This is a genomic window from Prosthecobacter sp. (assembly GCF_046154365.1).
Lineage (GTDB): Bacteria > Verrucomicrobiota > Verrucomicrobiia > Verrucomicrobiales > Verrucomicrobiaceae > Prosthecobacter.
In genome coordinates this window covers 72,238-85,209 of sequence record NZ_JBJXFV010000021.1, presented here as the reverse complement: position 1 = coordinate 85,209, position 12,972 = coordinate 72,238, and the positions used below count along the sequence as shown (strand labels likewise).

Here is a 12,972-nt window from a genome sequence, read left to right as displayed (position 1 = left end):
GCCAGTTCTTCTCTGCGACCGTCCATCCTCTGCGGTTACCTGGTTTTAACCGCAGAGGATGGACGGTCGCAGAGGGATCATTGGTTTTCCCATCGTTAGATAAGAATGCGGTCAAAGATGGGGCCGGAGTCAGGATGTCTGAGGCTGGGTGTGGCGACAGCCCGCCCGGCTGTTTGGGGGCGCGGCGCTCCAAGAGACGAGCGGGCTGTCGCCACACTCATCCTACGTTTCGGCGCCCAAGCATTTTCACCACATTCATTTCCCCTCTTGCCTTCTGATGTCCGACTTCCTAACCTCGCGCCCACTATGAGCGAAAAATCACCTGTGAACTGGGCACAACTGGAGGCGAAGCCGGAATTCCGTGCGCTGCTGGCGCGCAAGTCGCGTTTCATCATCACCGCCACGATCTTCTTCGTGATCTATTACTTCGCGCTGCCAGTGCTGGTGGGATATTTCCCGGAGCTGATGAAGAAGGAAGTCCTCGGCAGGCTGAACTGGGCCTACCTCTTCGCTTTGTCGCAATTCTTCATGGCCTGGGCCATGGCTTTCATCTACACCCGCAAGGCCGCTCAATGGGACCGGGAGGCGGCAGAAGTGATCAAAGATGAAGGATGAAATCTAAAAGATAAAACCATGACGGACCTGCCTGATCGCACCAAGCGTTTTGCGTCACGGATCATCAATATGTACCTTGCGCTGCCAAAAAATGACCTGACGAAAGTGTTCGGACCGCAAGTTCTGCGATCAGCCACTTCCGTCGCCGCCCAGACGCGCGAGGGCAAAAGGCCCAAGTCGCCCAAGGATTTCATCAGCAAGGTCGAGGGCGCGATCCAGGAACTCGAAGAAACCACGCTCTGGCTGGAACTCATCGTCGATCACAAACTGTTAAAGCCCGCCAAATTGGAAGCCTTGTTTCAAGAAGCCAACGAACTCAACGCCATCATGACCACGATGGTCATCAACGCCAAGCGCAAGCAGTAGTCCTTTCATCTTTAATCCTTCATCTTTTATCTTTCCCTTATGACTATCGCAGTATGGATGTTTCTCGCCTTCGTCGTCGCGACGCTCGGCATCACTGTTTGGGCCGCCAAAAAGAACACGGGAGCCAGCGCCTACTTCGCTGCGGGCCGCAGCATCACCGGCTGGCAGAACGGACTCGCCGTGGCGGGTGATTACATGAGCGCCGCATCATTCCTCGGCATCTCGGGGATGATCGCCTTCTTTGGTTACGATGGGTTCATGTACTCCGTCGGCTGGCTCGTCGCGTACCTGACGGTGCTCATCGTCGTCGCCGAGCCGCTGCGCAACGCGGGCAAATACACCATGGCGGATCTGCTGGCCTACCGCCTCACGCCGCGTCCGGTGCGGGCGATGGCCTCGCTGAGCACGATCACCGTTTCCACCCTCTACATGGTCGCGCAGATGATCGGCGCGGGCACTTTGGTGAAGCTGCTGCTCAAAGACCTGCCGTGGATCAGCACTGAGTGGGCCATCATCGGTGTCGGCGTGCTGATGGTCGTCTATGTCGTCTTCGGCGGCATGCTGGCGACGACGTGGGTGCAGATCATCAAAGCGATCCTGCTCATGACCGGCACGATTTTCCTGAGCATCCTGGTGATGAAACACTTCGGCTACAGCTTCACCAAATTTTTCGATGCCATCGCCCACCTCACCTACACCGACAAAAGCGGCGTCGAAGTGACCAAGAACTTCCTGGAACCCGGCATGAAATTCGGCGCCGATGTCACCAAAGGCTGGGGACCGCTCGATCTCATCTCGCTGGGCCTCGCACTCGTCTTTGGCACCGCTGGACTGCCGCACATCCTCGTGCGCTTTTACACCGTGCCTGACGCCAAGACTGCGCGTGTGTCTGTCGTGTGGGCGATGGTCATCATCGGCACGTTTTACATCCTCACCACCTTCCTCGGCTTCGGCGCGGCGACCATTTTGAAGCCGCACAACATCGTCACCGACAACATGGCCGCCCCGCAGCTCGCCGAATTCCTCGGCGGGCCGATTTTCTTCGCCTTCATCAGCGCCGTGGCCTTTGCGACCATTCTCGCCGTCGTTGCGGGCCTCACCATCAGCGCCAGCGCCTCCTTCGCGCACGACTTCTACTCCAACGTGCTCCATCACGGGAAAGAGAACCGCCCAGGCATGGAAGTCCGCGTCGCCCGCATCACCGCCTTCGTCGTCGGTGCCATCTCGATCTTCCTCGCGATCAAACTGCAAAACGTCAACGTTGCCTTCCTCGTCGGCCTCGCGTTTGCCGTCGCCGCGAGCGCGAACCTGCCTGTCATCGTGTTGAGTATCTTCTGGAAGAAATTCAGCACTACCGGAGCCGTGCTCGGTCTCGCTGTCGGCCTCGTGAGCAGCATCGTGCTGATCATCCTCAGCCCCAGTATCATGGGCATCGACGGTCCTGAGATTGTCGCCGCCAAGCGCCACCTCATTCAGGCCAACGCCATCTTCCCGCTCACCAATCCCGGCATCTTGAGCATTCCCCTCGGCTTCCTCGCCGCCATCATCGGTTCCTTGATGAAACGCGAACCCGAAGCCGAAGCCATGTTCGCCGAACTCAAAGTCCGCGCCCACACCGGTCTCGGCTCCGAGAAGGCGACGGCTCATTGATGAAGTAGATTCGATTGGGAATCGAATCTCAGGGACGTTCGGCTTCGATTGCCAATCGAAGCTACGCCACTGTGCAGCACGGACAAGGCTGCACGAAATGCCCCGGCGAGACTTCTTTGAGCGTGAGGTCCATGCTGACGCTGTCCTGCCACTTCGGATGCTTCATGCGGTGGCCGAAGGCGCAGCCTGCGGGCGGATTGATCGGGCTGGGCACATCGCCACGCAGGAGCTGGCGCTCGCGGCGCTTCGTGGGATCAGCGATGGGGATCGCATCGAGCAGCGCTTTGGTGTAGGCGTGGCGCGGATGGCGATACAGCTCCGCAGCAGGGGCAAGTTCGACGATTTTGCCGAGATACATCACCGCCACGCGGTCGCTCATGTGCTGCACGACGCTGAGGTCATGCGCGATGAAGAGGTAGGCGAGGCCAAAGTCACGCTGCAGCTCCAGCAGGAGGTTCAAGACCTGTGCCTGCACGGAAACGTCGAGTGCGGACACCGGTTCGTCGCAGACGATGAGTTTGGGCTTCAAGGCGAGTGCCCGGGCGATGCCGATGCGCTGGCGCTGGCCGCCGCTGAACTCGAAGGAGTAGCGATGCAGCGCATCCACCGGCAAGCCGACGCGTTTGAGCAGTTCGGCGGCCCATTCGCCGCGTTCGGCACGCGTGCCCAGCTTTTGGATGATGAATGGCTCCTCCAAAATCTGTCCGATGGTATGGCGTGGATTCAGCGACTCGGCGGGATCTTGGAAAACCATCTGCATTTCACGGCGGAGCGTGCGCAACTGGCTCTGTGACTGCGTGGAGATGTCATGACCGTTGAAGTTTACACTGCCGCCGGTCGGTTTGAGCAATCGCACGACCGATTTGGCCACCGTGCTTTTGCCGCAACCGCTTTCGCCGACGAGGCCGAGCGTTTCACCCGGCTTCAAATCAAAGCTCACGCCATCCACCGCCTTGCAGGTGGCCTTGGTCGTGTAAAACACGCCGCCACGCACCGGGAAGTGCATCTTGAGGTTCTGGACGGAGAGGAGGCTCATGGTGCTTTCAAATCATCAAGGCTCGTTTCAAACCAGCTGTGGCGCTCATCACATGGACGTCGATGGGGACGACGATGTCCGGCTCGGTGAGAACAAAATTGTCCTCGTGGCAGTCCAGCACGGCCAGGTTGTCCTCCGCACGGTAAAAGTCGTGCGGGCCTGCGGTGCGCATAAAGCCCAGGGCCTCCATATGGCGCTGGATCGCTTCTCGTTCTGGTCGTTCCCCAGCGATCCAGCGCTGGGATATGATGACGGAGATGCCGTCGGCCGTTTCGATGACCCCCTCGAAGCGAACGTGATCACCGAGCACTTCATTGTATTTCTGCCAGCGTTCCAGATACTCCGAGGGCAGGGCGGCATCAAACCGACCTTCTGGAAACGTGTTTCCACATCTGCCGGGTAGGGTGACTTTCCAGGCGCGCCAGCTTGGCTCGTGATAATAAACCGTGTGCTCGGAGCCTGTGTCCTGCGGCGTGCCCAATGCCTCCAACTTCGCCGTGGTGATTAAACAGCCTTTCCCGCGTGCATACTCGGCGAGGATCCGGAGCTGCCGCTCGCGTTCTGCGCGGCGTGCCTCGCTGCCTTGTGGCGGTCCATCTGGGACCGGACTTGCGCGGAGGAAAGCATGGGCTGCTTGGAGCGAATCTTGAGCAAGTCGTTGGAGGTCAGTTTCATCGGCGGCGCTGGTGGTTTTGTGAAGAGTATTTGTATCCGCTGGTTTGGCAAGAGTGTCGGCAAAGCACACGCAGGCTTCGACGCCGTGACCACTGCCGCATTCCTTCCAAGGCTGGCGTTGGGTCAAAACATCAGCGCTGTGCTGGTTCGGGCAGCGGGAGGCGAAGCGGCAGCCGGCGGGCATGTCGCGGAGGCTGGGGACCATGCCGGGGATGACGGGGAGATCGGTCTTCGGCGGGTGATCGAGCTTCGGCAGGCAGTGGATGAGGCCCTGGGTGTAAGGGTGCAGCGGTTTGGCAAAAATTTCATGCACAGGGCCGCGTTCGACGATGCGGCCGGCGTACATGACGGCCACGTCGTCGCACACTTCGGCGATGACGCCGAGGTCGTGTGTGATGAGAATGACGGCCATGCCGGTTTCGCGCTGGAGACGTTTCAGCAGGTCGAGAATCTGCGCCTGCACGGTCACATCGAGCGCGGTGGTCGGTTCGTCGGCGATGAGCACTTTCGGATGGCAGGACAGCGCCATGGCGATCATCACGCGCTGGCGCATGCCGCCGCTGAGCTGATGCGGATACTCGTTCACGCGTTGATCGGGCGCGGGAATGCCGACCCATTCCATGAGTTCGACGGCCCGTTTGAGCGCTTTGTCGGGAGACATCGGTTCGTGAAGCTGGATCGCCTCGATGATTTGCTTGCCGACACGTTGCACGGGATTGAGCGCGGTCATCGGCTCCTGGAAAATCATGGCGATGTCGTTGCCGCGAATCTTCCGCATGTCTTCAATCGGCAGTTTCGTCAAATCGCGACCCTCAAGCAGCACTTCGCCGCCGAGGATGCGTCCTGAGGGCTGCGGCAGCAGGCGCATGAGGCTCATCGCGGTCACGCTTTTGCCGCAGCCGCTTTCACCGACGACACCGAGCGTCTGGCCGGTCTCCAGCGTGAAATCGACGTCGTCCACGGCGGTGAGCAGGCCGTTGTCGGTCTGGAAACCGACGCGCAGGTTGCGAACTTCGAGCAAAGGCGTCGCCATCACTTGGTTCCTCCTGATTTGAGGTTGTGATCGAAGACCTGGTCGGTCTCGGGGAAAGTTTTGCCGCTGCGAATCGCAGCTTCGGTTTCGCGTTTCACATCTTCGTCGATCCAATGCAGGTGATTCGACATCGGCATCTCGCTCACGGCCACGTTGAAGGTCTTCTCCGGCCACTTCACCCAGCGCCAGTAGGCCACGCGGAAGTAGTTCTGCTCGTAGCCGGGAATCCAGGCCGCTTCGTCATGAATGATCTGATCCGCACCCCACGAGGCGACGCGAATGGCTTCGATGCTCGTCGCGTGGCGTTCGTCCTCGCAGAATTTGTCCATGCGCGGATCGGCGAAGCTGGTGAGGTTGTTCGTGTTCGGCTTTGGCGTCTTGCCATCTTCCATGAAGGCATCTTTGGAATGCCAGGCCTGGTAGTGGTCCGGGATCGGCGGCGTGACGCTGAAGGCCACGGACGCGGCCTGATGTTTCTTCTGCGTGGCCTTTTGGAAGTAGGAGGTGCTTTCGAGGCCTTCGAGCTTGTATTCGAGGCCGGCTTTGATCGCCTCTTCCTTGAGACGCTGCATGACCTTCTGCACGATTTCCGTCTTGCGATGCAGGATCGTCACGGTGAGGCGCTGGCCCTTGTCGTTCACCAGCACGCCGTCGTTGCCGAGCTTGGTGTAGCCGGCTTTGGCGAAATGCTCGCGGGCGAGTTGCACATCGAAGGGCCGTGCTTTCAGCGGCGGGTCGCCGATGAGCGGGAAGCCTTCGCTGAAGGAGTTCAGGCGCTGGAAATCGCCGCGCAGGTCGAAGTCGATGACCTTTTGGTAGTTCGTGGCGTAGCTGAGGCCGAGGCGCACATCTTTGTTGTTCAGCGGCGGCACCGCGCAGTTCAGCCACAGGCCGGCGTGGGAGCCGGGCCAGATGTTGTAGAACTTGGTTTTGTGGATGTAGCCCTTGTGAACCTCCGGGATCTCCAGCTTTTCATACCAGTATTCGGGGATGCCCATCATGAGCTGCTCCACATCGAGTTCACCCTGCCGGAACAGCTCCAGCACCTTGTCTTGGAGACGGATCACGCGATACACGATGCGATCCACGTTGAAGCGGTGCTGGTAGAATTTCTTGTCGCGTGCCCACCAGTTTTTCACGCGGGAAAGCGTGACGCTGCGGCCAAACTGGATGTCTTCCTCGTGAATCACATACGGCCCGGCACTGGGACGGCAGCGCCATTGATAGCGCTGCTCAAAGTCCGGGCCGAACTCGCGGTAGAAGTGCCGCGACATCGGTGTGGCGCTCACAAAATAAGGCGCGAGCGGTTTCGGCTCTGTGAGCGAGATGGACAGCGTGCGGGCGTCGTAGCGGGTGATGTTGGCGTAGTTGGAGCCGTACCACTCGTTGCCGAAGGGGTTCTTCGGATACTCGCTGAGCTGCATGTAGAAGTGGTTGAAGAAATCATCCGCCTCGACCGGTGTGCCGTCGGAGAAGGTGGCATCCGGGTCGATGCGGAAGTAAACCGTGCGGTTGTCCGGTGCCACGGCCCACTGCTTGGCCACGCATGGGATCACGCGGCCTGTTTCTGGGTGCAGATTGATCAGCGACATCTCGACATCGTCGTATTGGTAGCTGCGGAAGGAACTGTTGCTGTTCTCACCGAGCACACGCAGCGTCGGCGGGAAGGATGGGACGTAATCGCGCAACGTGCCGCCCTTCTTCGCGTTCGCATCGCCGATCTCCGGCTCGTCCATGCCGTCTTCCCACTGCAAATCGGCTGGCACGTCCTCCGGCTTCGCAAAGGTGAAGTACTCGGGCTTTTTCAGCCGCTCGCGCGCCATGGCGAGCTGAGCCTCCAGCTCGGTTTTTTTGGTCGCGTCGGCTTCTTTGGCGATTTGAGCCGGGAGATCCTTCTCCTGGCTCTGCAAACCGGCGAGCACCTTCTTGTTGTAGAAGCTCCAAAATGCGTCGCGCTCCTTGGTGCCGTCGTAAGGCGGGAAATCGGCGGCGGAAAGACCGGCTACGCCCAATGCCGTCACGAGTAACATCGAGAACCACCGGAGGACGCCATGAACTCGATATTTCATTCACCGGCCTCCTTTAACAACTGTTCGATAAAGCTGCGGCTCGCTCGGAATCCATGTTGGAGAAGAGACTCAAACACCGGACGAAGCGGCTCTTTCAGCACACCTGACTTGCGGGCATTTAGCAACACGCCGAGCAGACCAATGCGGGCGATGCCGAGTTTCTCGGCCAAGTCACGGGCATCCAGTTCATCGACGAGGAGCAGATCCGCTTTGAGTTCCTCGTAGAGGGCGATGGCCTCCGCCTCGCCCGCGTCCACCTCCTCAAGTAGCTCTTTGGCTCTCTCAGAGTGATTGAGCGTCCGCACGGTGAGCCAGGCGGCATCTAACAAACGCTGAATGGCGGGCAGAGTGGCTGCGCCTTGCGCTAGCTCCGCTGCTACGGCCGGAGGCACAACGACCTCATGATAGAGTTCACGAAGCAGTCCTTCACGCCCGATCAGCGCCAGATAGCAAAGACAGGATGTGTCAGAAATAACAATCACAGCAGGCCGAGAGAGCGGAGGGTTTTGATATCACTTTCCAATTCCTCCACAGTAAACTCGCGCAGAGGCAGTCCGCGCTCTGTTCGCCACTGCTCAAACTCAAAAAAATGAACACCCGCCATGCGCCGGGCCTGCCCGGCAGTCAGCCTTCCCTGTGCAAAAAGGGTTAGGGCGAGTTCCTTGAGCGCTGACTTCTCATCGAGTCCGGCCTGCTCGGCAATGGGATCTGGTATGACGATGTTCATGGCGTCAGTTTAATGCTGGTTCATTGGTACGTCGTGAACTTCTTCGGATCAAAGGCCTCCCGCAGCGCCTCGCCGACGAAGGTGACGAGGAGGAGGATGAAAACCATCGCGGCGAACATCGAGGTGGAGATCCACAGCGCGGAGAGATGGTTCACGCCGTCGTCAAACAGCCAGCCCCATTGCGGATACGTCTCCGGCAGGCCAAAGCCGAGGAAGGCCAGCGCGGTGAGCGATGAAATGATGCCGGCGACGCTGAAGGGCACCTGCGTGACCACAGTGGCGAGCATGTTCGGCAGCAGGTAGCGTGTGAGGATGCGCCAAGTGCTGGCGCCTTGCAGGCGGGCGGCGGAGATGTAGTCGCGCTCCTTCTCCTTGTAGGCCAGCGCGCGCAGCGAGTAGGTGAGGCTCGTCCACGAGAACAGGCAGATCACGGCCAGCAGGATGACGAGATTCATCTCCGCCACGGTGATGATGCTCACCACGATCATCACGATGTAGAGGAAGGGCAGTTCCTCGATGATTTCGATGATGCGCTGAAAGGTGATGTCGAACACGCCACCGAGGAAGCCCATGAGCGAGCCGATGATCATGCCGACGCCGTAGGTGAAGGCCAAATAGAGCACGATGGCCTTCAGATTGACCTGCCAGCCGCCATAAATCTGCGCCAGCACATCCCAGCCCTTGCTGTCGGTGCCCAGGTAGTGCCGTGCCTTCCACAGCGGCGGGATCGGCGGATAAATCGTCACCTCATACGGCGTGACGGCCACCTTCTCGAACTCCGCCTGCGGCATCTCGCCGGTCCATTTTTCGCGATCCTTCACACCCGCCTTGTAGAAGGCCGAAAAAGCCAGCGCACCGTTTTTCGCGTAGCCTTGTGACTCGCCATCCGGCACGCCTTTGCGGAAACGCGTGTCCGTGTGCTTCTGCGCTGGCAGGTCCACATACGAGGTGCGTGCGCGGCCCGAATACGGCTCCGCATCGCCGGGTTTGAACCATTTCCCGTCGCGCTGCTCCAGCGTGATGGATTGCAGCGTGTCCGAATCGAGCACTGGATCCCACGGCACGAGCGGCATGAGCACGAAACCGCGCTGCTCCTTGCTCAATTGCTGCTTCAGCTCGCGGTAGCTCACCTCCTGCTCGCCTTGGAGGCCGAATTCCTGCGCCTGGTAGCGCTTCGTGACGAAAGCCGGGAAAGTCGTCTTCCCATCACAGCGCACCATGAGCGCCCGTTTGCCCACGATGATTTGATCGAGCATCGCCAGTGCGATCAGGGCCAGCAGGATGCGGAACGACCACCAACCGCGCCCGATGCTGCGGAAGCGGCGGAAGCGCTGCAAGGTCACCGGCGTCCAGCGAATCTCACGCGGCAGGAACAGCAGCCCCAGCACGCCGCCAGCGATCAAGAGCACCGAACTCGTCCATCCAAACACGCGTCCGTTGGTGAAGAACCACGACACCGTCGGAATCAGCAGCCCGCACATCTCGCCGAGGATCGCGAGAGCGCCGAGGATGATCGCAGTGATGGAGAGTTTGCGGTTCAAGATTGGGTGTGGCGTTTTTTGAGCATCTGGCGGCAGAGATGGCGCAGATGGATGGTGAAGAGACGTTGGTCGATGGATTGGAAGTCTGGGTGATGTCGCACACGCTCATACAGCGCCGCCGTGGCTGCCCGCCAGCTTAACAATGCCTCCCTGGCCTCCACTGACTCAGGCTCGAGTGGAAACTCTGCGGCATCGAACAGCGGCACCAGCGCGGCTATTTCATCGCGGGAAACAATCCCTTCGGGGCTGGCATCGTCCGGCATACTTCCTCTTCTTCCGTGGCGTTGGTGTGGCGCTGGTCCGCCGCCAGCTTGTAGTCCAGCAGCAGATCATACAGCGCGCTGGTGCCGCAGTGCGGGAAGCGGTCCTTGAGCGCGCGCACGGCCGCCAGTGCCTGGTCACACAGCGCGCTTAGGCCGGCCCAAATGGCACAGACTTCCTCAATCGACTCAGCCCGGCGGGTGAGGCTGACGGCGATGCTCCAGGTGTTCATGATGACGCCCTCGACCATGCGCACTTGGCGGGCAAAGGCATGGCTTGAATCGTCGTCACCGCACTCGGCCGCCACCCGTGCCAGTCCTTCCACATGCGGCGTGTTGAGTTTGAGAATGTCAGGAAAATCGAGAGTGGTCATGGTGAATGCTCGCATGAGGGGTGATGTTATTCAAACCGTATCCTTGGATCGAGCCGGGCGGTGATCATGTCGGAGAGCACGTTGCCGAGCATGAGCAGCAGCCCGCCGACCGTGACGGTGCCCATGACGATGGGATAATCCTTCTCAAGCAAGGCGTTGAAGCCCATGAGGCCAAAGCCGTCGATGTCGAAGATGCGCTCGATCAGGAAGCTGCCCGCCACGAGCACCGTGAGCGCCTGGCCCATCGTGGCGGCGGCGGGGATGAAGGAATTTCGCAGCGCATGGCCGATGACGGCCTTTTTGAACTCCACGCCCTTCGCCACAGCGGTGCGCACATAATCGCTGGCGAGCTGGTCGAGCAGGTTGTTTTTCACCAGCATCGTCAATCCGGCGAAACTGCCCACCATGTAGCAGCACAGCGGCAGAAAGGCGTGATGGAACAGGTCGTAGATTTTGCCAAAGAAGCCGAGTTCGGCGAAATCCGCGCTCACAAAGCCCTCCAGCGGGAACCAGCGCAACCGCGCGGCAAACAACACCATCAGGAACACGCCGAGCACGAAGCCCGGAATCGCGTAACCGAAGAAAATGAGCACCGAGGTTGCCGTATCGACCGGTGTGCGATGCTTGATGGCCTTCAGCACTCCCAACGGCACGCACACCATATAGGTGAGGATGATCGACATCACGCCGTAGAACAGCGAGATCGGGAAACGGCGCTTCATCATCGTCCAAACCGGCTCGGAGTAGCGTGTGGAGTCGCCCAGGTTGCCTTGCAGCACTCCCGCAAACTTCGGCTGGTAGATCAGCGCCACATACGGCTGCGGTTTGTCGAGCTTCTGGCCAGGATTCGCCGTTTCCCACTCCTGCTTCTGTTTTTCCGGTGTGATGATGCGCGCCCGCCAGACGGAGGTGTCCACGTCCTTGAGCGGCACGATCTCGGCCTCATCCTTCGCGTTGCGTTTCACCGTCACCACATTCGCCGTGCCGGGCAGTTTGACCTCGGTTTCGGTCTTTCCTTCGGCAAAGTCAGAGCGGGAGCGATTCGTGTCCTTCGGCCAAGCACCCAGCCATGAGGCGTAGGCGATGAAATAGGGCTTATCGTGGCCGTACTGCTCCTGGAGCTTCAAAAGCTGCTGTGGAGTCAGCCCGCTTGACTGCTGACGGCTGCTGCCACTGCGCTGGCCATCGCTCTTCATGCGAGCCTCCAGCAGCGCCTGCTCCATCGGCCCGCCCGGCGTGAAGCGGATGATGAAAAACACCACCAGCGTCATGCCGACGAGTGTCGGCGGGATGAGCAGCAGGCGGCGTATTAAATAGGCGGTCATTCAGGTCGGTGAAGCGGGAATTCTCAGACAGTACGGCGGTGCGCACAAGGTTTTCGTGAGCGATTTGCGTCGGTTGACAGGATTGGTGTGAGGATGGATGGCTGCAGCACATGAACCGGCCACTCCTGAATCTCGCTGCGCGCATGGCGCAGCTATCCTTGGTGGTGGCAGGTCTGGTGGGATGCTCGGAGTCGTTTGTGGTGCGCAATGAGGCAGTTCCGGCGGACATTCAAAAGCAGCTTCACTTGCAGGCGCTCAAGCCGTCCGAAACGCAGTTGGTGAAAGGCGGCATGAAGGTCAACACGCGCAGCATTCCGCCGCCGGAAGGCGTCCTCAAAGTACCGATGTATTACGAAGGGGGTATCCCGTACATCAAAGTGGGCCTCAATGGGCACAAGCCGAAGAAGTTCATGCTCGACACCGGGGCGACGTTCAGTGTGTTCGATGCGGAGCAGGCGGTGGAGTTTGGGATGAAAACCGTGCCGCAGGTGCGCCCCACCATGGCGGGGGTGCTGGGGAAAGAGCCAGGCATGGCGGCGTTGATTCCCACGGTGCAGATTGGCTCCTGGCGGCTGGAGAACCTGCCCTGCATCATCCGCATGCAGCGCACGACGGCGGGAACGGGAATCTTAAAGGAGAACTTCGGCATTTCGGTGCTCGGCGTGCATCTGGCGGCGAATCACTGCAAGTACCTGACGCTCGATTTTCTCAAGGAGAAGGTCGAGTTCGGGTTTACCCGCAGTTTCCCAGGGCAAACCCGAAAACACATTCATAAGGCCAACTTGAGTATGGTGCATGGTGTGCCGACGACGCTGCTGAAGTATGGCAAGATTTCATGGGAAGCGGTGGTCGATTCGGGTTCGGTTTTCGGCGTTCAGCTTGATCAACAGGTCGCCCAAGTGCTCGGCTACAAGAATGGCGGCTGGTATGTGGGCGGGAATTACCTGATCACTGGCGTGGGTGGGGCGCAGTCGCCTAAGGACGCACGGGTGCGCGTGCTGGAGTTCATGGCGCTGGGATTGTTTGGCTCCCGCTACCCGTTTGCCGAGGTGGATGTGATGCCCGGGCCGTCGCGCCTCGGCACGTATCTGTTGGAGGACTACCGTGTGACGCTGGATTTCGAGCACAAGGTGCTCTGGGTCGAGTGGGGCTGAAAAGAGGAGGCAGCAAACCCGGACGCAAAGGCGATTTTTTGCGACGGCATCGCAACAGCACAAGCTTTGCATACAAAAGTTCAAAAAAATCAAGATGACGGTTGCAAACTTGCTGCCATCTCCCTATTCTGGGCTTCCTTGTGAAAT

At 59.7% G+C, this 12,972-nt stretch carries 12 protein-coding genes; 4 read left to right on the top strand and 8 right to left on the bottom strand.

Translation table 11 applies throughout. The features are described 5' to 3' along the window. The first annotated feature begins 306 nt into the window (after positions 1 to 306). Genes ACKVY0_RS02885 through ACKVY0_RS02875 form a run of 3 tightly spaced genes read left to right on the top strand, consistent with a single transcriptional unit; the run spans position 307 to position 2,631 of the window. Entirely contained in the window at positions 307 to 615 is a 309-nt protein-coding gene (locus ACKVY0_RS02885) for a DUF485 domain-containing protein (protein ID WP_409213285.1), read from the top strand. Between the two features lie 18 nt (positions 616 to 633). Next, positions 634 to 981: a four helix bundle protein gene (locus ACKVY0_RS02880; protein WP_409213284.1), complete on the top strand. Its 348-nt coding sequence runs from the start codon at positions 634 to 636 to the stop codon at positions 979 to 981. A 39-nt stretch (positions 982 to 1,020) separates the two neighbouring features. Further along, entirely contained in the window at positions 1,021 to 2,631 is a 1,611-nt protein-coding gene (locus tag ACKVY0_RS02875) for a cation acetate symporter (protein ID WP_409213283.1), read from the top strand. A gap of 61 nt (positions 2,632 to 2,692) precedes the next feature. Here ACKVY0_RS02875 and ACKVY0_RS02870 read toward each other — a convergent pair whose 3' ends face one another. The 8 genes from ACKVY0_RS02870 to ACKVY0_RS02835 all read right to left on the bottom strand — a co-directional run bounded on the left by ACKVY0_RS02870 (position 2,693) and on the right by ACKVY0_RS02835 (position 11,671). Continuing rightward, entirely contained in the window at positions 2,693 to 3,667 is a 975-nt protein-coding gene (locus ACKVY0_RS02870; protein ID WP_409213282.1) for an ABC transporter ATP-binding protein, read from the bottom strand. A 7-nt stretch (positions 3,668 to 3,674) separates the two neighbouring features. Continuing rightward, positions 3,675 to 5,375: an oligopeptide/dipeptide ABC transporter ATP-binding protein gene (locus tag ACKVY0_RS02865; protein ID WP_409213281.1), complete on the bottom strand. Its 1,701-nt coding sequence runs from the start codon at positions 5,373 to 5,375 to the stop codon at positions 3,675 to 3,677. Further along, positions 5,375 to 7,444, bottom strand: coding sequence for an extracellular solute-binding protein (locus tag ACKVY0_RS02860; RefSeq protein WP_409213280.1), 2,070 nt, complete (start codon positions 7,442 to 7,444; stop codon positions 5,375 to 5,377). Before ACKVY0_RS02860 ends, ACKVY0_RS02865 begins: the two co-directional genes overlap by 1 nt. Beyond that, positions 7,441 to 7,836: a DUF3368 domain-containing protein gene (locus ACKVY0_RS02855; RefSeq protein ID WP_409213279.1), complete on the bottom strand. Its 396-nt coding sequence runs from the start codon at positions 7,834 to 7,836 to the stop codon at positions 7,441 to 7,443. Before ACKVY0_RS02855 ends, ACKVY0_RS02860 begins: the two co-directional genes overlap by 4 nt. 86 nt (positions 7,837 to 7,922) lie before the next feature. Further along, positions 7,923 to 8,171: a UPF0175 family protein gene (locus ACKVY0_RS02850; RefSeq protein ID WP_409213278.1), complete on the bottom strand. Its 249-nt coding sequence runs from the start codon at positions 8,169 to 8,171 to the stop codon at positions 7,923 to 7,925. A 20-nt stretch (positions 8,172 to 8,191) separates the two neighbouring features. Beyond that, a complete protein-coding gene (locus ACKVY0_RS02845) occupies positions 8,192 to 9,712 on the bottom strand; it encodes an ABC transporter permease subunit (RefSeq protein WP_409213277.1) in 1,521 nt (506 codons plus the stop codon). 214 nt (positions 9,713 to 9,926) lie between these two features. Next, positions 9,927 to 10,361 (bottom strand): hypothetical protein, encoded by a 435-nt coding sequence (locus ACKVY0_RS02840; protein WP_409213276.1) that lies wholly within the window; start codon positions 10,359 to 10,361, stop codon positions 9,927 to 9,929. Between the two features lie 11 nt (positions 10,362 to 10,372). Beyond that, positions 10,373 to 11,671, bottom strand: coding sequence for an ABC transporter permease subunit (locus ACKVY0_RS02835; protein WP_409213275.1), 1,299 nt, complete (start codon positions 11,669 to 11,671; stop codon positions 10,373 to 10,375). A gap of 110 nt (positions 11,672 to 11,781) precedes the next feature. Here ACKVY0_RS02835 and ACKVY0_RS02830 point away from each other — a divergent pair, with 110 nt between their 5' ends. Beyond that, positions 11,782 to 12,825 carry a retropepsin-like aspartic protease gene (locus ACKVY0_RS02830; protein ID WP_409213274.1) on the top strand — a complete coding sequence of 348 codons (1,044 nt, stop codon included), beginning with the start codon at positions 11,782 to 11,784 and terminating at the stop codon, positions 12,823 to 12,825. Positions 12,826 to 12,972: the final 147 nt, after the last annotated feature.